At 36.2% G+C, this 22,615-nt stretch carries 27 protein-coding genes and 1 pseudogene; 17 read left to right on the top strand and 11 right to left on the bottom strand.

All coding sequences use genetic code 11. The annotated features are described in order from the left end of the window. Positions 1-207: 207 nt before the first annotated feature. A complete protein-coding gene (locus BN990_RS16755; protein WP_038245839.1) occupies positions 208-678 on the bottom strand; it encodes a FixH family protein in 471 nt (156 codons plus the stop codon). Between the two features lie 13 nt (positions 679-691). Continuing rightward, positions 692-2,053, bottom strand: coding sequence for a PepSY-associated TM helix domain-containing protein (locus tag BN990_RS16750; RefSeq protein ID WP_038245838.1), 1,362 nt, complete (start codon positions 2,051-2,053; stop codon positions 692-694). A 362-nt stretch (positions 2,054-2,415) separates the two neighbouring features. On the opposite strand from BN990_RS16750, the gene BN990_RS16745 reads away from it, so the two are divergent. Next, positions 2,416-3,369, top strand: coding sequence for a calcium/sodium antiporter (locus BN990_RS16745; protein WP_021288854.1), 954 nt, complete (start codon positions 2,416-2,418; stop codon positions 3,367-3,369). Positions 3,370-3,403: 34 nt separating this feature from the next. Here the strand turns inward: BN990_RS16745 and BN990_RS16740 are convergent, their stop codons facing one another. The 3 genes from BN990_RS16740 to BN990_RS16730 form a co-directional block, all read right to left on the bottom strand. Continuing rightward, a complete protein-coding gene (locus BN990_RS16740) occupies positions 3,404-4,009 on the bottom strand; it encodes an alpha/beta hydrolase (RefSeq protein ID WP_038245837.1) in 606 nt (201 codons plus the stop codon). Between the two features lie 17 nt (positions 4,010-4,026). Continuing rightward, positions 4,027-4,449, bottom strand: a complete 423-nt coding sequence (locus tag BN990_RS16735; protein ID WP_021288852.1) for a MarR family winged helix-turn-helix transcriptional regulator — start codon at positions 4,447-4,449, stop codon at positions 4,027-4,029. Between the two features lie 72 nt (positions 4,450-4,521). After that, entirely contained in the window at positions 4,522-6,102 is a 1,581-nt protein-coding gene (locus tag BN990_RS16730) for a Vga family ABC-F type ribosomal protection protein (protein WP_101953563.1), read from the bottom strand. 380 nt (positions 6,103-6,482) lie between these two features. Between BN990_RS16730 and BN990_RS16725 the strand changes: the two genes are divergently transcribed. The 4 genes from BN990_RS16725 to BN990_RS16720 all read left to right on the top strand — a co-directional run bounded on the left by BN990_RS16725 (position 6,483) and on the right by BN990_RS16720 (position 8,666). Further along, a complete protein-coding gene (locus BN990_RS16725) occupies positions 6,483-6,815 on the top strand; it encodes a PadR family transcriptional regulator (RefSeq protein ID WP_038245836.1) in 333 nt (110 codons plus the stop codon). 354 nt (positions 6,816-7,169) lie between these two features. After that, entirely contained in the window at positions 7,170-7,352 is a 183-nt protein-coding gene (locus BN990_RS22670; protein WP_148530721.1) for a hypothetical protein, read from the top strand. Between the two features lie 269 nt (positions 7,353-7,621). After that, the gene (locus BN990_RS22665; RefSeq protein WP_148530720.1) at positions 7,622-7,840 is read left to right on the top strand and encodes a hypothetical protein; all 219 of its coding nucleotides are present in this window, start codon (positions 7,622-7,624) and stop codon (positions 7,838-7,840) included. Positions 7,841-7,904: 64 nt separating this feature from the next. After that, complete coding sequence (locus tag BN990_RS16720; RefSeq protein WP_238323682.1) at positions 7,905-8,666, top strand: isoprenyl transferase; 762 nt, start codon at positions 7,905-7,907, stop codon at positions 8,664-8,666. 80 nt (positions 8,667-8,746) lie between these two features. Here the strand turns inward: BN990_RS16720 and BN990_RS16715 are convergent, their stop codons facing one another. Then, complete coding sequence (locus tag BN990_RS16715; RefSeq protein ID WP_021288847.1) at positions 8,747-9,337, bottom strand: hypothetical protein; 591 nt, start codon at positions 9,335-9,337, stop codon at positions 8,747-8,749. Positions 9,338-9,616: 279 nt separating this feature from the next. Here BN990_RS16715 and BN990_RS16710 point away from each other — a divergent pair, with 279 nt between their 5' ends. The 4 genes from BN990_RS16710 to BN990_RS16695 all read left to right on the top strand — a co-directional run bounded on the left by BN990_RS16710 (position 9,617) and on the right by BN990_RS16695 (position 12,188). Beyond that, a complete protein-coding gene (locus BN990_RS16710; RefSeq protein WP_021288846.1) occupies positions 9,617-9,940 on the top strand; it encodes an ArsR/SmtB family transcription factor in 324 nt (107 codons plus the stop codon). A gap of 1 nt (position 9,941) precedes the next feature. Then, positions 9,942-10,208, top strand: coding sequence for a hypothetical protein (locus BN990_RS16705; protein ID WP_021288845.1), 267 nt, complete (start codon positions 9,942-9,944; stop codon positions 10,206-10,208). A 163-nt stretch (positions 10,209-10,371) separates the two neighbouring features. After that, positions 10,372-10,929, top strand: coding sequence for a cysteine hydrolase family protein (locus tag BN990_RS16700; protein ID WP_031334912.1), 558 nt, complete (start codon positions 10,372-10,374; stop codon positions 10,927-10,929). A 359-nt stretch (positions 10,930-11,288) separates the two neighbouring features. Beyond that, a complete protein-coding gene (locus tag BN990_RS16695; RefSeq protein WP_021288843.1) occupies positions 11,289-12,188 on the top strand; it encodes a macrolide 2'-phosphotransferase in 900 nt (299 codons plus the stop codon). Positions 12,189-12,436: 248 nt separating this feature from the next. Here the strand turns inward: BN990_RS16695 and BN990_RS16690 are convergent, their stop codons facing one another. The 3 genes from BN990_RS16690 to BN990_RS16680 form a co-directional block, all read right to left on the bottom strand. Beyond that, positions 12,437-13,570, bottom strand: a complete 1,134-nt coding sequence (locus BN990_RS16690) for a conserved virulence factor C family protein (protein WP_021288842.1) — start codon at positions 13,568-13,570, stop codon at positions 12,437-12,439. A gap of 242 nt (positions 13,571-13,812) precedes the next feature. After that, positions 13,813-14,181, bottom strand: coding sequence for a DUF4180 domain-containing protein (locus tag BN990_RS16685; protein WP_021288841.1), 369 nt, complete (start codon positions 14,179-14,181; stop codon positions 13,813-13,815). A gap of 139 nt (positions 14,182-14,320) precedes the next feature. Beyond that, entirely contained in the window at positions 14,321-14,770 is a 450-nt protein-coding gene (locus BN990_RS16680) for a YaiI/YqxD family protein (RefSeq protein WP_021288840.1), read from the bottom strand. A 150-nt stretch (positions 14,771-14,920) separates the two neighbouring features. On the opposite strand from BN990_RS16680, the gene BN990_RS16675 reads away from it, so the two are divergent. The 3 genes from BN990_RS16675 to BN990_RS16665 all read left to right on the top strand — a co-directional run bounded on the left by BN990_RS16675 (position 14,921) and on the right by BN990_RS16665 (position 17,555). Further along, complete coding sequence (locus tag BN990_RS16675; protein ID WP_021288839.1) at positions 14,921-15,286, top strand: PadR family transcriptional regulator; 366 nt, start codon at positions 14,921-14,923, stop codon at positions 15,284-15,286. Beyond that, positions 15,273-16,286, top strand: a complete 1,014-nt coding sequence (locus BN990_RS16670; protein WP_021288838.1) for an HAAS signaling domain-containing protein — start codon at positions 15,273-15,275, stop codon at positions 16,284-16,286. Before BN990_RS16675 ends, BN990_RS16670 begins: the two co-directional genes overlap by 14 nt. Positions 16,287-17,042: 756 nt before the next feature. Further along, complete coding sequence (locus BN990_RS16665) at positions 17,043-17,555, top strand: GNAT family N-acetyltransferase (protein ID WP_021288837.1); 513 nt, start codon at positions 17,043-17,045, stop codon at positions 17,553-17,555. A 257-nt stretch (positions 17,556-17,812) separates the two neighbouring features. On the opposite strand, the pseudogene BN990_RS16660 reads toward BN990_RS16665, so the two are convergent. Together BN990_RS16660 and BN990_RS16655 are read right to left on the bottom strand one after the other, a co-directional pair. Then, positions 17,813-18,272: pseudogene (locus tag BN990_RS16660) on the bottom strand (GNAT family N-acetyltransferase). Positions 18,273-18,280: 8 nt separating this feature from the next. After that, the gene (locus BN990_RS16655) at positions 18,281-18,898 is read right to left on the bottom strand and encodes a TetR family transcriptional regulator (protein ID WP_021288835.1); all 618 of its coding nucleotides are present in this window, start codon (positions 18,896-18,898) and stop codon (positions 18,281-18,283) included. Positions 18,899-19,179: 281 nt separating this feature from the next. On the opposite strand from BN990_RS16655, the gene BN990_RS16650 reads away from it, so the two are divergent. From BN990_RS16650 to BN990_RS16630, 5 genes are all read left to right on the top strand, one after another. Further along, positions 19,180-19,599 carry a YwqH-like family protein gene (locus BN990_RS16650; RefSeq protein WP_021288834.1) on the top strand — a complete coding sequence of 140 codons (420 nt, stop codon included), beginning with the start codon at positions 19,180-19,182 and terminating at the stop codon, positions 19,597-19,599. Position 19,600: 1 nt separating this feature from the next. Beyond that, positions 19,601-19,885, top strand: a complete 285-nt coding sequence (locus BN990_RS16645; protein ID WP_038245835.1) for a YwqI/YxiC family protein — start codon at positions 19,601-19,603, stop codon at positions 19,883-19,885. A 58-nt stretch (positions 19,886-19,943) separates the two neighbouring features. Next, positions 19,944-20,627: an LXG domain-containing protein gene (locus BN990_RS16640; protein WP_038245834.1), complete on the top strand. Its 684-nt coding sequence runs from the start codon at positions 19,944-19,946 to the stop codon at positions 20,625-20,627. Positions 20,628-20,947: 320 nt separating this feature from the next. Beyond that, positions 20,948-21,262: an L-rhamnose mutarotase gene (gene rhaM, locus BN990_RS16635; protein ID WP_021288831.1), complete on the top strand. Its 315-nt coding sequence runs from the start codon at positions 20,948-20,950 to the stop codon at positions 21,260-21,262. Positions 21,263-21,281: 19 nt separating this feature from the next. Next, positions 21,282-22,604 (top strand): MFS transporter, encoded by a 1,323-nt coding sequence (locus BN990_RS16630; protein ID WP_021288830.1) that lies wholly within the window; start codon positions 21,282-21,284, stop codon positions 22,602-22,604. Positions 22,605-22,615 lie beyond the last annotated feature (11 nt).

The following is a 22,615-nucleotide window of genomic DNA, read 5'->3' as shown; positions in this document are numbered from 1 at the left end:
TAATAGATAAAGGGGCTGGGACACAACTAAAAATAGGTAACCAAAAAGCCGAATGATAAAACAAGGTGAAATAAACGCTGATACGGAGTTTTTTGACGGAGGGATGATAGAACCTGTTTTATGTAAAAAAATAATTCAAACGGTTTCCGGTGAATCCGTACGAATTATAAGATACTTATACTACCTCAGTCTCTTTTAAGTAGTCTGTTAATGATGATGGTCATGAGACCTTTCTTGTTCAGGTATATCTTTCTGTAAATATTCAAGATCGTTATCTGATAATTCTCCAACAATAAATTGTTGTTTGGGTATTATTTCAGAATCTTGATGCTTAATATGGGCCTTTATAAAATAGAGACCTTCACTTGAGAAGGAAGTTGTTAATTGGTATTTTCCATTGCCACGATTATCAGGTATTTTGTGAATGGTAGGTATTGATCCGTCTTGCTTCCAAATTTCAACATGAATGTTATCTACCTGGTCAACGGGATTTCCATCTTTTGTGAGAAGAATTTCTATAGTTTGTTCTTCTTTGGTTGATATGGAATCGTCTAAAGTTATTTCTGCATCTAGATTTGGTTCTTGTTTATACAGTTGGGCGACATTTGAATTAAGGGTACATCCGCTTAATAGTATGAATAACGTGAATAGTATCGAAGTAGATAGTAATCGATTCATATTCGTTCCTCCTTTAAGCATGAAAGAAATTTCGAAGTTTTGATATCTTGCGTATAACGAATCGATCTATTAAATAAACAAAGATAATAGATAAACCAACTAATGGAAAAGTAAGGCCTAATCCAATTATTAAAATGAAGAAGAGCTTCATGCTATAAATCGGAGGTGCCTTTGGTGCTCCTAAGCCATCATCTGGCTTTCGTTTCCACCATAGATAAAGTCCACTAAGTGCAACAAAAACAATACCAATGCATATGAATAAGCTGATGAGTTGGTTTATAAACCCAAATTGTGTTCCTTTATGAAGAGTGATACCCCATGCAACGACTTTTCCAATTGATCCATAATTATCATAGCGGTAATCTGCTAAAACTTTTCCCGAGTACTGATCAATATGCATAGTGATTTCGTCTTGCGCTTTAGGAGGAAAAGCTGAAAGCGTGTAAACTCCTGTATTTTCTTGAGGAAGATACAATGTATAACTCGAATGCACACCTTCTCGATCAGCAATTGCTACAATGTCGTCGATAGAAACAGGAACCCTACCTTGAATGTCCGATTTGGGTACATCTAAAGTTTCTGCAGCCCAAGGGACTTCTGCAATATCTTTTGTTTCTATTTGGGAGGTTGGGGCGTTACCAACCCAAACAGAAGGAGGGTAACCATTACCCAAATTAGTCGTTACTGTTTGAAAATTCGTTCCCCAAAACCCTGACCAAGGTAGTCCAGTCAGGATTAAGAATAACATCCCTGCTGTTATCCAAAAGGCGGGAACTACATGTAAATCCCTTCGAAGTATTCGTTTTTTGCTAGTTAATCTCGGTACTAAGACACCAGATATTCGAAGCTTGTTTCTGGGAAACCACATGTAAAGGCCAGTTACAATTAATACAATTGCCCAGCAAGCAGCTAATTCCACAATACGGTCACCTAAAGTTCCAGCCATTAGTTCCCCATGAAATTCCTCGATTTTGTCCATTATTCTATCTTCGTTATTTAATTTTCCTAAGGATTTGCCTGAGTATGGATCAATAAAAATAGTTGATGATTGATCATCCATTGTAATATGGAATTCGCTTGAGCGTGTGGCATCCTCCCCAGGTCGATACGCTGTTATTACTGCATTAGGATATTCGTTTTTAACTTTTTCCATCAGTTGAGATGGTGGAATTCGATCACCCTCAGGAGTTACTTCATAATAATCTTGATAGATGATTTGCTCTATTTGAGGCTTAAATAAATAAATGGATCCAGTGATAGCTAGGATAAGAAGAAATGGTGAAATGATAAGTCCTGCATAAAAATGCCATCGCCAGAAAAGTTTATAATTCGAAGCTTGCTTTTGTTTTTGTTGTCTGTTTTTGCTAGATAACATTGGTTTCTCCTTCCGACCTAACGTCTTGTTAAAAATTGTTATATTTATTTATCGTATTGTGATCCAATAATGGAATGACAAGAGTATAATGTAAGCTTGCTTTTAAAGTTTTTGTAATTGGTAGATAATAAATTGATAATGTGATTGTATGTGTTAACTTTTGTTTTATTTTAACATCATTTATATTGAGATGGAGTAGCTACTATGAAAAAGAAAATGAAAATAATGTGAAGACCAATTAATATATTTACAAAAAGTTCACATGTTTTTTGTTACTATTTGGTACATTAATACGTAATACTATGGATGGAATATATTTAAGGAAAATGTCTTTAAAACTATCGAAAAGGAAGATTGTTGATATGGCTTACATATGGTTAATTATTGGATTTGTTTTATTAATTAAAGGGGCAGATTTATTTGTAGATGGTTCATCCAATATAGCAAAATTATTACGTGTTCCTACTATTTTAATTGGATTAACCATTGTAGCTTTTGGAACTAGTTCACCAGAGGCGACGGTGAGTATCATTGCTGCATTAGAAGGAACAGCTGATGTATCAATGGGGAATGTTATCGGAAGTAATATCTTTAATTTAACCTTAGTTGTCGGGATTGCGACCATTATTTTCCCGATCAAAGTAGAAAATGAAACCATTCGTAAAGAAATTCCATTTACGCTGTTGGCTAGTGTGGCGCTATTAGTTTTGATTAGTGATACAGTGCTTCAGGGGTTTGACGTGAATTACATCTCTCGTAGCGATGGATTAATCTTTTTATTATTCTTGTCTGTCTTCATGTATTATGTCATTGAGGTAGCGTTGAAAAGTAGAGAGAATGTAACCCAAGAAAAATCTTCGCACGATATTAAGTGGGGTAAAAATATTCTGTTAACGTTACTAGGGCTAGCTGGGATAATTATTGGCGGACAAATGGTTGTTGATAATGGTAAAGATATTGCCTATTCCTGGGGAATGAGTGAAGCTTTGGTTGGGTTAACTATTATTGCAATCGGTACATCTCTACCCGAATTAGTGACCTCCATAACAGCAGCTATTAAGAAAGAAAGTGAAATCGCTATTGGTAATATTGTAGGAAGTAATATTTTTAATATATTATTTGTTCTTGGATCTTCCGCTGTTATTACGCCGCTAGATGTAAACGGAAAAGTAGTGATCGATATCATTATAATGATTGCTCTGACTGTATTATTATTAGTTTTTTCTAGAACAAATTATAAAATTAGGAAAACAGAAGGGGTTATTCTTGTCATAGGTTATGTCCTTTATTTAACATATATTATCATCCGAAATTAAAAAAGTGCTGGAATTGATCTTCCAGCACTTTGACTTATTGATTGTCGTACCATGCAACCGCAGCTTCTACTTCATCTAGTGTTAATTGGTGACCGTGATTCTCCCAATGAAGCCTCACATGGGCATTTGCTTGTTGTAACACATCTTTAAGTTCTTCTGACTCTTCAGCAGGACATATAGGATCATTCGTTCCAGCAGCAATAAATACATTGATTCCAGACAGGTCAGGTAAAGACAATCCTCTTCGTGGAACCATTGGATGATGTAGAATTGCACCATATAACGCATGTGGATAATGGAATAATAAGCTAGCTGCAATATTAGCTCCATTTGAATACCCAACAGCAAAGATATGATTTCGATCAAACTCATATTGTTTTGCGGCTTCATCAAGGAAGTCGTTTAACTCTTGGGTACGGAAGATCAGATCTTCTTCATCAAAAACACCTTCAGCCAACCGTTTGAAAAAACGAGGCATGCCGTTTTCTAAGATGTTACCACGTACGCTAAGCACATTCGCTGCAGGATCGATCTTACTTGCTAAAGGTATAAGGTCTTGTTCGGTTCCGCCAGTACCGTGCAGAAGTAAGAGTGTTGGTCTTGATTGATCTGTTCCTTTTTGAAAAATATGCTTCATCAATTCTTTCCCCTTTCTTATTACGCACGTTGACCTACTTGTTTTAATACATCAACCAGCGTTTGTTTTTGTTGTTCATCAATGCCAACAAATAGTTCTTCAATCACTTGCTGATGTTGTGGGAAAATCTCATCCATTAATGCTTTACCGGCATCTGTTATATGAATATAAACGACACGGCGGTCTTCACTGCAATGTTGTCTTTCCAATAATCCTTTTGTTTCTAGTTTGTCAATTACATAAGTAATCGATCCAGTATTAATGAGTACACCTTCTGATATTTGGCGTATCGTTTGCTTTCCTTTATGATAGAGTGTCTCTAGAATTGTAAATTCAGAAGTCCGCATACCGTAATTGCTTATATCCTTTTTGATACGTTCTTGAACAGCTTTTGAAGCCTTCATCAACACAACAAATGATTTTAGAGAAAGATTCTCACTCATTGCTAGACCACCTTGTTTAATGTATTTAATTAATTTATTCTTAATTAAATATAAATCAAAAAATAGAAAGTGTCAATTCGATCGTTTAGATTCCAATTCTTTCTTACGCGCTAGAAGTGATTCAAATTCCTGATCCAACGCTTCAGTAGGTTCCATACTCAATTTGCTTAATGTTTCTGTAATCTTTGTCTCCAGCACAATTAGCTCTTGCTCGAATGGGTCTTCTTTTTGTTTTTTCGTATCGTTTTTATAGGCAGCGTATGTGCCTTCAAATAGGTTAATTTGATGATTTTCAAAAACGATGATACGGTTAGCTATTTCTTGAATAAACCTTCGATCGTGGGAAACAAATAGTACGGTTCCTTCATAATCCGTTAATAGTTGTTCTAATGCCTCTACTGCATCAATATCCAGAAAATTAGTAGGCTCATCAAGAATGATGGTATTAACATTACTAACAAATAATTTAGCAAAGGCAACTTTAACTCGTTCCCCCCCACTCAATACCTTAATTTCCTTATAAACATCTTCGCGATAAAAATGTAGTCTGGCTAACACGGTCCTAATTAGTGCTTCATCTTGGCTGGATGTGTCACTTACATTTTCTAAGATGGTTTTATTTATATCCAGCACATCTAAATTCTGACTGAAATAACCGATTTTCATAGCAGGAGAAGATTGTATCTGATCCTCTTGATTGATTATTTTTTTAATTAATGTTGTTTTCCCGCTACCGTTTGGACCGATAATTGCTAATTTATCGCCACCCCTGATTTGAAAACTTACGTTATTCCAAAGCAAGCGGTCACCAACTTTCCCAGCTACTTCTTCTACGCGCAGTATAATTCGACCTTTTGTCCCTTCCTCATTCGGAAGTTTCATTTTAATTGGCGGTATTTCTTTTACTTTTTCAACTTTATCCAGTTTTTCAAGACGAGTTTCAATGGCCTTTGCCGATTTACGTAATTTCTTTTGCTTATTCGCATAATAAGGCTTAGCACCGGTGATTTTTGCTTCCGAGTTGCTTGTTTGCTTTGGTTTCTTGGTTGCTCTCTGTGCTTTTTGTTCTTTGAGTTCCAGCGCTTCCTCTAGCTGTGATTTCTTCTTGATATACGATTCATAAGCTTGTTCTTGTTGCCTTATTTCCTGTTGTTTTTGTTTATAGTAATCGGAATAGTTTCCTTTATATTCGCTTACCTTGCCGTCTTGTAATTCCCAGATTTTCGTGCAGATGTTATCTAAGAAAGCACGGTCATGAGAAACTATGACCAAGATACCCTTCCATTTTTTTAGTTGTTTTTCTAATTTTTCAATTCGAGTTGTATCTAAATTTGTAGTTGGTTCATCCAGGAAAAAAATATCCGCTTTTTTCGCAAGTGCTTTGTCAATATATTCTTGAGTAATCTCCCCACCGCTTTTTGTTGTATTGGTTCGTTTTAATTGAGGAAGCAGGTGTCTTGTACCATCTGTTACGATATGCCCTGTCTCCGGGACAATCTCCCCAGCTAATATTTTCATTAATGTTGTTTTGCCGCTGCCGTTCCTACCAACCAAACCAATTCGGTTTCCTTCGTGAAGGCGAAGGTTGGTTACATCAATTAATTTCCGATCTTTCATATACATAGATAAATTCTTTGCTTCTAAAAAACCCAATTCTACCACTCCAATCTTTCTTGTGTTGGAGAGACAAAAAAAGCCTCCCATTCATTTCAGAATAGGAGGGCAAACGGTGTGGTAAAAGGGGATATAATATACCCCGAAAAGTATACCACAATAAAGCACAATCCTATTCTGAAACGTTCGTAAAATGACATACAAAAAGGAACAGACTACCATCTGTTATTGTAAATGCCTTTTGTCGAATGTTTTCAGTGAATAGGATTAGTACTTCATTTAATTGGATCACCCTTTGCTTTTTAGTTAGTACCATTATATACAGTGTAAATGAATTTGTCTACCTGGTCATTCGCCCTTTACGTTTTGAATTTATTGTTTAAAGTATACATACCTAATAATTCTAGTTAGGTGAACGTATGTTTAACAGAGCATTAGTCAAAGGCAGTATATCGTTGCTGGTCCTTCAATTATTAAATGAACGGGATATGTATGGATATGAACTTGTAAAGGAAATGGATCAACGTAGTGATCATCATTTTCAAATGAAGGAAGGGACCCTGTATCCAGCCATACATAAGCTAGAGAAGCAAGCATATATATCGTTTTATTGGCAAGAACAAGAAAAAAGTCGAGCCCGAAAATATATTTGTATAACAGAACTTAAAAAGAATATGCTCGAGGAAAAAACAAGTGAGTGGCATTGCTATGTTCAAGTTATGAATAGCCTAACTAGGAGAGATCAATCGTGACGAAAGCAAGGGATCGATTTCTTTACGAGCTGGATCAGGCTTCCCCAATCTATTACTTATGTATGTGACAATTTTTAAGCTTATCCCGTATGAATGTTTTCAATCATTATTAAGGTTTCCGTTTATTATTGCTTGTATTGGTTTCACGTGGGGAAGAAGAACATCTGTCTAGCGCAGGCATAGCTTTATAATCGAGATAATTTGTCGCTACATACATAGAATTTCTATGTGTATAGCAACACTTAATAAGAAGGATATGTTTATGGATGGTCAAGTTCTTATGCACTTTCATGTCGTATCTATTAAAACGCCAATTTAATAGAGTTGGTTTGATTTTCCGTTTATTTATTTCTAATGGAAAAAGTTCAGGAAGTTATCGAGTATCGTTTTCAGCTTTGTAAATATTATTTTACAAAGCTAGTTAAACCCTATGAAGGCGAGAAGGGAGATAGATATTTTCATTCCAGCTTGATTGGATTAGGTATCGGTGCACCACTGCTTGCTGTTATTATTGGGGTTGTTAATGTCTGCAGATAACGTATTCCAGAAGATGATTTAGCGAAATGGGGCGCTTCGAATTATTAATATAACAATTACTTCTTAATGGGTCTTTGTAATTCGTTTTATCAAATATACGAATATCGACAATCAATAAATTACCGTCTCTATGTTTTTTATTAAGCGACCTATGGATACATTAGATCTTACTTTGGTGCATAGCTTCATGTCTTTCCTTATGGTAATATTTGGTTATACTCGGATTCGGGTATGGATAAAACGATAATTTTTTCCTTCACTTCTATTTATTGCAGGGTTATTATTCTACTACGGGCGTAAATGCAATAAATATAGAGAAGGTTGTGTTAGATAAAAATCTAAAGCATTATGAACATACACAGAAGATAAATGTATCGTATTTAGATCTGCTTTCTTATAGCGGATGGAATGGCATGATTTATTTATATGAAAAGGCTCAAGAACTTTCTGAAATAAAGGAACGGCTTAAAAAGCGGATTAGTGAATGAGAATAACGGAAAACCAAGAATCGTGGCAATCCTTTAATTTCACCAAAAGGAAAGTAACAAATAAATGAAAATCAGCGCCGACTTTCGAATAAAGGATATGGGGGTTCCGACGATGGATTATTATACTCCAAAGCATGTTGCGATCATGATGGATGGAAATGGTAGGTGGGGAAAGCAGCGAGGATTAACTCGTAGTGAAGGGCACTACGCAGGAGCCCAAGCAATGGAGCATATCATTGATGCAAGTATTGAATTAAATATTCAAGTGTTAACTCTTTATGCATTTTCATCTGAAAATTGGTCGCGTCCAAAAGATGAGGTCAATTATTTAATGCAATTGCCGGTTAAATTTTTTAAACAAAAGCTACCAGAGTTTCAAAAACGGAATGTGATAATTCGGCTATCAGGTCATATAGAAAATTTGCCAAAGAAAACAAAAAAATCACTACTCCAGGCAGTTGAACAAACCAAGCACAATACAGGTATTATTGTTAATTTTGCTTTCAATTATGGTGGCAGAGCTGATATTCTACAGGCAACTAGACAAATAATTTGCGAGGCAGCGAATAAACAAATAGATATTAATCAGGTGAATGAAGAACTCTTTCAGCGTTATTTGTATACAAGTGAATTGCCTGATCCAGAGTTAGTAATTCGAACAGGAGGTGAGAAGCGGGTTAGTAACTTTCTATTATGGCAATCTTCCATGGCAGAATTGTATTTCTCTGATAAATATTTCCCTGACTTTGGCAAACTGGAATTAGAAGCAGCGATAAATGAGTTTCGGCGTAAGCAGGGTACAAAACAAAATGAAATGTTAAGTTAAAACAGCTTGTTGTTCAGGCTGTTTTTTTAAGAGGTATCATAATCATACGACAAACTTAAAGGTGATAGACCCTTTTTTCATTAAAAAAGGATTATGTCTTCTCGTCCTTCCCCAAAATCCTGATCGACTTGGCTTTTTAGTCTCTCCTTTTGATAGGCTTTTAATTTTCCTTTGTACACAAGCTCAAATACTTCATTCGAAAGCAAGTCATGAGGCGTAATTAGAGCCGGCGGCTTGTGATATTCAATAACATTACTCTTTTTAAGTACAGTGGCAACAAATTGAGAACAAAAGAATGCGTTTCTGCGTTTGATAGGGATTTGGAGGAGAATCCCAAATACACCTAGCAGATTATAACGATAATTATCTTGTTCTTGCTGTATCTCTTGTACATAGGCATTCATTTTATTCCATTGTTCGTTTGTGATGGTAAAGGAATAAATCGCTCCACTAGCTTGCTTAAAAAGGCCTGTTTGAATATCTTCTTTAATAAAACCACCAATAAACGGGTTTCTTCGTTTTTTTCTCCCAAAACTATAGACCTTTTCCAGTTCTTCATCAAAAGCTATGGAAGCGTGGTTGTATGGCTTTCTGGTGTAACACTTAATTAGCTTAGTAAACCAAGTCCCCGTATCCGTAAGTAGTATATATATCTGTTTATCATTCATCATCGTATTTCCCCTTATTTATCGTTTTGGATCTCCCTGATATTGAACTACTTTGAATAACACTTATTACATATTCCTGAATCTATCATAGGTTGTAAAAGAAGGCTTGATAAGCAGCTTGCGAAATAATAGAGGGTAGGTCTAAGGATGTATTTTTGGTATGTTGACAAACACCAACATGTGTAATATATTTATTACACATGATGCTTAAATATTAAGTTTGAGAGGAAGTGGGGATATCCTTCATGATTGAAAAAATGAGAGACCGCGTGTTAGTAAAGTATGAGTAAACAAGATGGAGATACACTGCTTGTCCTTTTTGAAGCGTTAGCCAACCCACATCGATTAAAGATCATTTCCATTCTTTTTGTCGAAAGGCAGTATGTTAGTCAACTAGCTAGAGAAGCAGAAATGAGTAGACCGTTACTATATATGCATTTACAAAAACTAGAGAAAGCAGGGCTTGTAAAGAGTGAAATGGAACTATCTACGGACGGTAAAGCCATGAAATATTATGAGCTTGTTGCTTTTGATTTTACGATCACCCCAGCTTTAATCAAAGATGCGGCGGAAACCATAACAATAAAAAAGAAAGAAGGGAAATAGAATGGATTCTGAAACAATGTTTGGATTAGCGGGAATGCTTTTCGTTGTGCTAATTATTGGGCTCGCAGTTGTATTGCTTGTATCGCTTACAAAAGTATGGCAGACAAAAAATCAAACTTCTAAGGAAGAGGTGTATCAAAACCTTGCTGCTGAAGTAATTGAAGTTCAGAAAGCTTCTAATGCGCATCAGGAAAAAATATCTACTGATATGGAGGAAGTAAAAGCAAAGGTTGTATCAATGGAAAAAATGCTAAAAGAAGTGGAATAGGTGGTAGGGTCTTCATAGATCCTATCTTTTTTAAATTTTCTAACAAATAACACCGTATTATGATATCCTATTTATAAAAGGAGGCGGTCATTATGAATATAAAAACGTTACGCATTTTCTGTAAAGGTATTGATCTATACTAATGGTTTAAGGAGTGATTGTTCTGAATCAAGCATTGTTAATTATTGATGCTCAACAGGAGTTAATTGATGGGAATGAGACAGAAAATGGTGTTTACGATAAAGTAATGCTAATTAATCGAATTAACCTTGCGATTGAGAAGGCGCAGGAGGCAAATGCCCCCATTATTTGTGTAAGAGATGTGGACGTAAGCGAAGGCGAGGGTGCTGGTTTTCAAATACATGAGGAAATACAAATCCCATCAGGAGTAATGACCTTTGATAAACAAGCAACGAATTCATTTCACGGTACGGATCTAAAAAACTACCTATTCAAAAATGAAATAGACCACCTCGTTATCATGGGATGTCAAACGGAGCATTGTATCGACACGGCAGTACGAACAGCAACGATAAGTGGATTTGATGTTACATTAGTAGAAAATGGTCATTCGACAGTTGATAGCGAAGACTTTTCAGCAGAGCAAATTATCAAACATCATAACCGGGTTTTGCACGGACATTACAATGTCGAACATTTTTCAATTGTAAGGAAAGTGGAGGAAAATTTATTCCATCCCACACATGATACTTATCGATAAGTAATTGGCACCCTTGTAATTTATAATCTATATGCTATTCTAATGGTAATTATAAAGAATGGAGGTTTCCTAATGATTTTAATCAGACTACGTTTCCATTTGAACTACTAACTGAATACGTTCAGGGTAGCACTGCATGTACTGTAGTGTTAATGGGGATAGTCTGCCTTTTAGGAAATGATAGTCGTTGATGATTAAGAGGGAGGGGTTGCCTCCTTCTTTTTTTATGCATAGAATGCTTCAGGTAACCAAGATTAGGTAATAAAACTTGATCCATGTACATACAGTACACAGGCAGTGGTCTGTGTTTTTTCTTTGTGATTAAACGGAAGGAATATTATTTAAAAGGAGTGTACATGATGACATTATCGAATAAACAAGTTATTGAATTGGCAAATCAACATAACATGCAATTAGTGGAATCGTCACTAAAAGGAAACGAATCTGGGTTAGATTTTCAAGTTGTCTTTACAGAAGAGCCCTCTGGTGATCAATGGGTTCTCCGAATTCCAAGAAGGGAAGATGTTATTCCAAGGGCAAACAAGGAAAAGCGAATTTTGGATGTTGTTGGTAGACACCTATCAGTGCAGACACCCAATTGGTCTGTTTTCACGGATGAATTAATTGCATATAAACGACTAACAGGTATTCCTACAGGCACGATCGATCCCCAAGCAAAACGTTATGATTGGGAAATCGACGACAAAAACGTGCCTGATCAATTTCATGAAACACTGGGAAAGGCAATGATGGAATTGCATCAAATTAATCATCATGAAGCTGAGGAAGCTGGAATGACAATGAATACTCCTGTAGAACTGCAGCCATCAATGAAAAAACGTATGGATAAGGTAAAGCAAGAATTTAAGATTGGTGAGCCTTTATGGGGACGTTGGCAAAGATGGTTAGCAAATGATTCATTTTGGCCAAAACACACAGCGGTAATTCATGGCGATTTACACCCAGGTCATATATTAATTAATAAACAAGCTGAAGTGACAGGGTTAATCGACTGGACAGAAGGTAGAGTGGATGACCCTGCTAATGACTTTGTGGCCCATCTTGCAGCATTTGGTGAGGAAGCATTGAAACAATTAATAGCTGCATATCAAGAAGCTGGTGGATATGTATGGCCAAATATGTTTGCACATATCGTAGAGCTTTCTGCTGCTTATCCTGTAGCAATAGCAGAATTTGCTATGATATCTGGCATGGGTGAATATAAGGAAATGGCACAAGAAGCGTTATTAGCTAACTAATTATATGAAGGAAAACTAAGATAAGCCTTGATCCTTTGCGATTGGACAATATATAAAAGAGCACTGCAAGGGATCTCAAGCTATGCATCAATTAAATAGTTAACCCAAAAGCAGAACAATAAAATAGGAATAAAAAAACGCTGATACGAAGCGCAGTCAACATACGTCTGTATACAAAAATCCGAACGAATTCGAGAGGAATCGTTCGGATTACTATGAGAATAAGATACTTTTTGTCCACTTTCCTGCTATTTTTGCTTTGCGGCTTGTGTCATTTGGTTCCAGATAGACCCTTTTGCCTCTTCACCATCTTCAATCCTTGCTAAGGCCATTTTCACTTGCATTCTGACTTCAAATTCAGGGTCTTCCATCGCATCTTTAAGAGCAGGAACCGCTGATTCATCACCTAATTCATATAAAAACATTGCCGCGCGCCAACGAACAAGTCTACTCTTATCCGATAGCGAATGGATGACTTCAGGCATCGCCTCTTTAAATCCGAGGTCAGATAAACAGTCGCCTGCCGTCCGTCTCACATTTACCCCTTTATCCTTTAGTGCTTTGTACAGATAAGGCAGTACCTTTTTGTCTTCAATCATCCCAAGATAGGCAGTGGCTAATCTGCGAATAGAGGACTTATCATCTTCAAGTGCTTTATTTAATACAGGTAAATCTTCTATTGTTGGATCCAATCGATCCAACGCCGCATAGCGTTCTTTCCAATTTGGATGATCAAGCATTTCAACTGTTACTTTTTGATGGAGGGATGATACAAATGAAGCATCATTCGTTAAAGCGTAGTTAACGAGATCGGTTAGTCTTTGTTCATTATAACTAGCTGCTATTTCTTCAACTACTTCACAGCCGATCTCTTCTATATCACCATAACGAGGCTTCTGTTCAATCCATTTACGTTCTTCGAGCATATTATCCGATGATTTAGTTGCTTCCATGGCAGCATTCATAAATCGCTCTGGTAAGCCAAAACGTTTTTCTGTATCACCCTCTAATAGTTTCACTTGCATAGGGATATAGCGAAAGGTTTGAATATATACATTTACTTCCCCATATGCTTCTTCCATACTTGCGTTATTTGCAGGGATATCTTTATTGTCTTCTTCTGCGGAGCCCAGAACTTGTCGCACTTCTGGAAGAATTTCTTCCCAGGAAACTCTTGGATTTCTTTCAAGCGCTATAAAATCGATTACACGGTAGATTCCTTTTACTCCTCTAATCTGAAACAAATCTTGTATATATGGCGGAGCATCCTGTTTATCATCATCTAACTTGAAATTTTGTGTTTGCCCATCTGCTAGTTGTTCATCCACGTTAATTTTCATCGAATATGGGCTAGGGGTTGGTTCAATGGAAACGATCTTCACGATTCATTCCTCCTTTGTAATCAGGGTCGTTATATGAAAACTACTGTTAATAACTATTAAAAGTTTAACAAAAGTGAAAGCGATAATCTATGCCAGTTCCCCATCATCTATTGGTGAATGATCGATATAAACCATCTAAAAAGCGCTGTGTCATTATAATATCATTTGGAATACCATTTCTAAGAGAGTAACGTCATTAGGAAAAAGAAGGTAAAAATGGCCCCGGTTTTTCTTGACTATGGTTAGATGGCATTAGATAATTTATCAATTGCTTCTTGCTCTGATGAAACAAAAAATACATTGTTTCCTTTGTTACACTCATAAATAAAATCTTTGAGTGATTTACTGGTATGAGACGAAAAATCCCCAATAATTGCAAACTTTATATGATAGGTAGCAACCTTTTGGAGGATCGCCCCTGCAAGTCTTGTACGAAGCTTAAAAAAATCTTCAGAAATCGCTTCTTTGTTTAATGCTATTCGACTACCACCTGTCTCACTGCTAATCGTCATAATTACATCTAATGCACGTTGCTCATCTGTTAACAGGATTGAATCTGCATTAGCTATTACGATGATATGTCCGTTAGCCTCTGTCTTTTTAATATTCATCTTCCACCCTCTATTCGAATTGCAGGATAAATTTTCGCTTACCTTTAGAAAAAGGCTGCTTCAGCAGCCCTTCACTGGTTTAATGCTAATCACATTTAGTCTCGGTGGTACACACTTTCATTCTGCAACTTTAATTTGATCAACCGTTCCTTTGTTCTAGTAAACTGGAAAATCGTTGTTCAAACAGCTTGCGATCTTCTTCAGAAAAAGGCTTCGGGCCTTTGGTTCGTTTGCCGCTTTTTCTTGCCATCGCGCTTAAATAGCGGGTCTGTAATAGTCGGTCAATATTTTCATTTGTATAAATGAAGCCTTTGTGGTGAACAACATCACAATTTTTCGCAAGGCCCAATGATGCAAGTCCATAATCTTGTGTCACAATAATGTCTCCTGATTTAGCTAATTTCATAATTCGATAGTCAGCTGCCTCAGCACCTGCGTCGACATAGATGGTATTTACTCCATCTGGATCTTCCTTATTAGAAAAATGGGAAAAACTTTGAACAAAAGTTACGGGGGTATTCCAACTCTTTGCCAATTCAATGATGGATGGTTTCACAGGACAAGCATCTGCATCGACATATATATGCATGAAAAAACCTCACATTCGTACATTAACGTTGGAGTGAGCATAATCCGAATCGGTCAAAAAGTCAAGTTATAAAATATTTTGTGTAATTTAATATTGTACACTTTACAATAGTGTGCGACACACACTATACTGTGTTTAGGAGTTGATTAAATGAGTGAAGCCAAAGAACATTTAGATAAACTAACGCAGGAACTACGTAGAGGTACGATCACCATTGGCGTTTTAAGTCAATTATCCAAACCTCAATATGGATATTCTTTAGTAACTAAATTAAACGAGGAGGGAATTCATGTTGAGCCTGGAACGTTATATCCATTGCTTCGCAGACTTGAAAAGCAAGGTTTATTAGAAAGTACCTGGGATACCAATGAAGCAAGACCTAGGAAATACTACATGTTAAGCAAGATGGGAGCGGAAGTGTTCGAACTGTTATGGAAGGAGTGGCAAAAGATGGTGGATAGCTTAAACCATTTAATTGATTTAGATAAAGGAGGAGATAAGAATGGAGATGATTGATCGGTATATATATGCCGTGACACAACGCTTATCGCAATCACAACGAGAAGACATTTCACAGGAGCTTAGAGGGTTAATTACGGATATGTTGGAAGAACGGATGGAGGGATTGCAAGCGGCAGAAAACGATGTAGAGCAAGTATTAAGCGAATTGGGGGATCCTAAGAAACTTGCACAGCAATACCAAGGAACAAAAAAGTATATTATCGGACCTGAACTTTATGATCCATTTATAATGGTTATGAAAGTAGTACTGATATCGATTGTGGCTGCAATGAGTATCATTTTTGCTATTCAAATCATAATTAATCCTGTTAATATCTTAGACTATTTTATTGATTATATTGTATCTTTTGTAACTACGATCCCGATGGCCATTGGCTGGGTAACATTTGGATTTGTGTTTTTGGAGTATTTTCAAAATGTAGATGGAAAAGACCTGAATTTAGAAAAGGATTGGTCCCCTTCAGATTTGCCGCAACTTCCTGATCCGAAAAGACAGATTAAACGACATGAGCCGCTAACATCGATTGTATTCTTTATTATTTTAATGGCAATGGCGGTCTTTTCTAGTAACTACTTTGGTATTTGGGCTTTTAACAATGGTGAATTGTCAACGGTCGTCCCATTTTTAAACGAAGCTACGTACAATGGCTATATGTTGTTAATTCTCCTTATTCTCAGTCTAGGTGTTATAAAAGAAATTGCTAAACTAGTTAACGGGAAATGGACGAACCGACTGTTTCTCTTTACGATGTTCATTGATGTAATAACTGTCATAGTAGTAATGGTAATGGTATCTGGACCAGATTTCTGGAATCCACTATTTATGCAAGAACTTGTGCAAGCTGACATGCTTACCGAAGGAAGCGATAACTATCAAACGATCGAGAATATTTGGGAAAGTACCACACTTTTGACATTGCTCTTACTAATTGGAGGGCTAGTTTGGAATATCATTGCTAGTTGGGTAAAAGTTAGAAAAGGAAAAGAATCTTAACAAATTATAGAACCGCCGAAATAATCGGCGGTTTGTTTTTATTCATTCGTCTAAACCATCGATTCTTATAGCTTCCAAGGTATGATTGTGCGGTTTTAGGAACTAATAGACCGGGATTTCCCTAAATAGATATATTCCATTGTAACCTCCCTTTTTGTTTTGTGTCATACTATTGTGAATATCAGTCAAACGGTAGTAAAGATTCATGATCTAAGAAGTTATTTTCTTTTTTATAAATTTTGATTATAATTATCATCAATTATCTTTTTGTATAGGGGAGGGGAAATACGATTAGTTGAACCCGGTGTTGAATGGGAAAATGAGCATCGAGCTTATGAAAAAGAGTGGGGCACTACTCGGATGATTCCTTCAAGCTTTGATTTATCAGGATATAATAACTATGACGTTATGTAAAGGAATTGGATCTAAAGCAAGAGGGAGCGGAGACAGGATGCTCAGTTCCAATTATTTATGAATTAATGACATGGATGAAACTGTAGCTATGGTGGATATTCGCCACCAATTAAATGAATTCCTTTTAAATTTTGGTGGCTATATTGGCTATAGCGTCAGGCCGTCTGAATGAAGAAAAGGGTATGCTACCATCCTTCTTCATGAAGCATTACACAAGTGCAAAGATGAAAGATATACCGTGTATTCGTGACTTGTGACATGGATAACATTGGTTCTGCAAAAACGATTATAAAAAATGGCGGATTAGAAGGTACTAACGAACGAGGAGGTTCTGGATAAACAATGTCTAACAGCATAGAACAAATCATAATGAAACCGATGGTATATCGAGATTGGCCAGAGGTTAGGGATATATATATGGAAGGAATTGCTACTGGCAATGCTACGTTTGATACACAAGCTCCAACATGGGAAGAGTGGAATGAGAAATATTTAAATGTCTGCAGATTAGTTGCATCGGAACAGGGGAAAGTCATTGGATGGGCTGCATTACTGCCGATTTCGAGTAAAAAAGCGTATGCAGGTGCTGCGGAGTTAAGTATATATTTAAGCGCTGCAAGTCGAGGCAAGGGAATAGGCAGAAAGCTCATGGAATATGTTATTTCAGAGAGTGAAGCAAATGGATTCTGGACACTACAATCTGGAATTTTCCCTGAAAATGAAGGGAGTATTCGACTACATGAAAAACTAGGATTTTATCAAGTAGGTGTTCGTAAGCGAATCGGAAAATTAAATGGCGTATGGAGAGATGTTGTTTTATTGGAAAGGCGTAGTGACTCGGTTGGAGTTGATTAAGGAAAAAGCTTGAATTAGGATCCAAGCTTCAGGCTGTCGAGCTCGGGAACAATAAATTTCGATCAGTACATGAAGTTGAAGGTAGAGTAGAAGATGTTGATGATTTCTATAAAAAAGGGAAAGAACGATGGAATTATCAAAAGGGAAGTATTGCATTTCAGGGACCGGATTCAGTCTGTGTTTCCAATAATTGATAACGTAAACTAGAACAACCTGTATTCGTAGGAAGAATCAGGTTGTTCTTTGGTTCCGTGCGACTATCCTAAAAATTCACTTTGTAGAATACCCTTATGTAATAAATCATGCCAATTTCCATTTCTAAATAAGTATTGTCTTGTTGTTCCTTCATGTTTAAAGCCTAGTTTTTCATATAAGTGAACAGCCCTATGATTGAATGAAAATACTCGAAGGGATATGCGATGGAGGTTCATTTCAAGAAAAGCATATGTCAATCATATTCTCATTGCTTCGTAACCATAACCTTTACCCCAGTATTCCTTTTCACCGATGTCGATAATAATCTCCGTGATTCTATTTTTATGATCGATTTGAGTTAGTGACACAATGCCTATCGGCTAATCTGTTTCTTTCGGCGTAAATATCTAATCGGGCATTGGTTGCCTCCATTACTTCCAAATTATTACGCCAATTGTGGTATTGTTCAACATCTGAAAGGGTTATTTTTCTAAATCTACGTTTTGCTGATTCAAATAGCATGGAATAGATCACTCCTTTGTGTTTACTGGACATAGCATGTGTTTTAAAGAAAACAGTAACCCGTCTATTTGTTCCTCCGTATTTGTCACTGCACTACCGTGTTGAAAAGTGTTTAACATTAAACCATCGATACAGGAAATAATAAACTGTGCAATCGCATCTTTGGATACTATTGGGTTAAATTCACCGTTTGCTTCACCCAATTGTATGGTTTCTTTAATTACTTCAATCATCAGTTCATATCGTTTCTTTAGATAAGAAGCATTTTCTTTATCCATCTTGTATTTCGTCGAAAGAAAAAATTCGGAGCGAGCTAGAATAAGAGAGTCACGATTAAATTGAATGCTTTTTTTCTGATCTTTTATCCAAGTTGTAAGCTGATTCCATACCGATTTATTATAATCAAGTGTAGGAAGGATTTGCTGATCCTCTTGATAGAGCACGTCCATGAAAATATGGTCTAAATGATTAAAATAACTATAAAGTCCCCCTCTTGAAATCTTGGCCTCTGTTAGAATATCCTCCATCGTTGCATGGGTATATCCCTTATTAATAAATACCTTTTTTGCCGCTGCTAAAATTGCTTGTCTCTTCTCTAACTTGTAAGAGTGACTAACTTTAGGCATGAATATGTTCACCTCAATAAAAACGACAATATTGTCGTTTTTATTGAATTTTACGTAACATAAGCATTAAAGTCAATAAGATATATTACAATTTATTTAAATATTAAATACATTTTGTTATTTTTGATTCATAATACCTAAGTATTTTATCTCTTATGAAAAGGATTTACTATAAATATAGGCTGAAGTCCTCTTAAAACAGGGGAATATATGCTATATAATAGTATTGTTGTATGGTAATCACATTTTTGTGTAATGTTGTAGTAGTCTGAGGTGAAAAAATGGAGTCCTTACATTCGATAAATGGACAAATTAGTCGTATGCAAAATTCTCTCTATGACCTGAATTTACAACTGGAAAATAGACGAAGAGAACTGGAGAGATTGGCACTTGCCTTGTCTAATTTATATGATTATAAAGATGATTTTAAACAAAATAGAAAATTATGTGTTACTCCTGAGCTTTCTCCGAATACATGGCATGGTCAGTATGCATCTCGGTTTCAACAATTTAAAGATAATGAGGTTTTAGCGAACTACATATCTTTATATGATTATCAATTAGTTCAAACGATTGATCAACTAAATGAAAAGATTCGGGAAATCAAGCAATCAATTATTGATATCAGAATGGATCTGTCTAATCAGCGTAACGAACTAGATCATTTATATGATAAGCAAAGAAGGGAGTTAATGAGTTAACGTGAGTAAAGAAATAAAGCTACAACAGGAACCTGTCATCCAAGCATTAACGAATTTGAAAACAGCGACAGAATCTATGGATGCAACTGGGCTGGGAAAAGAAATAGAAGGCAATAACACGTTAGATATGGTTACGAAAATAAATGAAATTAATCATCAATTAGAAGATATATTAACCACATACCAAACAATACTCTTAAATCATGAACAGGAAACTGCTAAAGCTGTAGATAACTTTATGCAAACAGAACAAATGATCGCATCTTCTATGGAGCTTTCAAAATAATTGATTGAACTACCACGACTAAACACTTCTTTTACATTCCTCATCAGGAGGTATTTCCATGAAAATAATTGATATTCAAACACTGAACTCTAATATAAGTGAAATGCAACATACCATTCACCAAATCCAAAAACAGTTACATCCTGTTAGCCAAGCAGTTCAACAAATTGCTTCTCTGAATGATGCCTTGAAAGGCAAAGGGGCGAGCGCTATTCGATCCTTTTACGAGGATGTTCATCAACCCTTTTTAGCGTTTATGGACAATTTTTTAACGTCATACGATCAAATGTTAAATCAAATAAAAGATACGGTTCATTCGTTTGAACCAGCGACAGATGGTTTTGTTCGCCAATCTTTCTTAGAGCAGGATTTAGAAGAAGGGCTGAAACAGTTGGAAAATGTCACACAAGGATTAACGGATAACGTCAACCGGGAACTGACAAAGATACAAGATATTATATCGTTACCGCACTTAGATGATATGGATTTATTGACTAGTATTCACCAGGCGAAAAACAAGAAAAATGAAATGATAGAGCAGCTTTATGCTTTAGACAGTTCACAATTAAGGGCATTAGAGCCTATGATGCATGAACTGTCAATGATGACGAATTATTTATCGGAAATGCAGGAAACATTCCATGCAGATAAAGGAGCCGTTACTACGTACGACCCGACGACATTAGATAAGTTAACTTATTATCAGGAAGTAGTAGAAGCGAATTCAACGAAAACCGAATGATTAGGCTTTTGATTTTAATAACACCGTTTTAATGCGGTGTTATTTTTTGCTGTCAACAGCTTGGTTGTTCTTCTTACCTCTCTGAATCAAAAGTAAATATTCCCAAAAATTTTGGTTGGTTTTCTGATTAAATGTTGAAAACATAACCTAAAACAAAAATAAATAAAAATAAATATATTTTGTTTGTATTTGCAAACGTTGACTTGTGATTGTTATCTGATTATAATTACAGTTAAATAATCTTTCATCTTCAATGAAACCGTTAACAAAAAAGGTGAAAGATAAAGGTTTATAAATCTGTTAGAAAGGGTGGATATAATTTGATTAGAAAAGCATTTAAAATGAAAGTTTATCCAGATAAACATGAAGAATACCAAAAAAGGCATCGAGAAATTTGGCCAGAGATGATAGAGGCACTACATAAACACAAAGCAAGGAATTATTCAATCTTTTTAGATGAGGGAACGAGTACGCTTTTTGGTTATGTTGAGATTGAAGACGAAGTGACATGGAATATGCTAGCTGCATCGGATATTAATCAACGCTGGTGGGCATATATGGAATCAGTTATGGAAACGAATTCAGATAAAAGTCCGGTGACAGAAGATCTTAAAGAAGTTTTTCATATGGCTTAATTAGAAGGAGAGAGTGGGAATGGCTAAGAGAAAGTTTGGGGCAAAAAAGGTTACTGGTTGGAAAGCAACGATTGCTGTAGCGATGGCAAATTATATTGAAGCTGGTTCGATTATTGCTGCTGCTAGTAGTCTTACATTGTGGCAAGCCTATTTAAATATTGATAGTTTTGGCGTTGGCTTACTAAGTGCATTAAGTGCAAATGCTTTTGGTGCTGCTGTCGGTGCTTTAATTGGTGGTCCTTTAACGGACAAATTTGGCAGGGCTTTCATATTTAAATATGATTTGCTTTTATATATGCTAGGTGTACTACTCATTGCGTTATCGGTTAATTTTCCGATGTTACTTATTGGAACGATCATAACAGGGGTGGCAGTTGGTGCTGGTGTACCTGTTTCTTGGACATACATTGCAGAAGAGTCACCTGAAGATAAGCGGGCTGCTCATGTTGGAACAGCCCAGCTAGCTTGGTCAACTGGTCCAATGGTGACGTTCTTCTTAGCTGTATTAGTAGCACCGTTAGGTTTGTTGGGATCACGCCTTATTTTCTTCCATTTATTAGTGATCGCATTTATCACTTGGTATATTAGACAAGGATTGGATGAATCAAAGATTTGGCAAGAACAAAAAGATAAAGAAGAAAAGGAATCTGTACTTGGTAAGGAAAAGCGGAGCTCTATCAGGGAGTTATTCTCATTAAGTGTTAATCGAAAAGCGCTGTTCTTATTAATCGGGATTTATTTATTTTGGAATTTAACTTCTGGAGCAATGGGGTATTTTATGCCTTATATTTATGAGAATGTTGGTGGACTAAGTGGAGCACAGGCGAACTTATTACAGGCATTTTTGTGGATGTTTACAGTATTAACGACGTTCTTTGGGTTTATGAAATTAGGAGATAAATATAGTCGTAGATTGATATTTGGGCTTGGCGCTGTGATGGGTGTTGTAGCCTGGATTATCTTAACCTTTATGCCGATGACATGGCCTACACTAATCGCATTTGTTATTTTATGGGGTTCCGCTGCTGGAATTGGCGCACAAGCTTTCTATGCATTATGGACAAGTGAACTATTCCCGACTAGATATCGTGCTGGAGCCCAAGGGTTAATGTACTTTATTGTTCGAACAGGGATTGCAATATGGTCCTTTATCTTACCAACGTTAATGGTTACGCTTGGATTTAAAGTTGCAGGAATGGTCATGATCACATTCCTTATTATTCATGCGATTATTGGAATTGCTTTATCTCCGAAAACACAAGGAAAAACACTTAAACAAATTGAACAGGAACGATATGGTGAGGTAGATTCACTTAGGACAGAAGCAAAAGGTAGTAGTTGATAGATATAGAG

The organism is Virgibacillus salexigens, from assembly GCF_000723585.1.
Taxonomy (GTDB): domain Bacteria; phylum Bacillota; class Bacilli; order Bacillales; family Amphibacillaceae; genus Virgibacillus; species Virgibacillus salexigens.
This window is presented reverse-complemented; position numbering and strand designations above follow the sequence as displayed.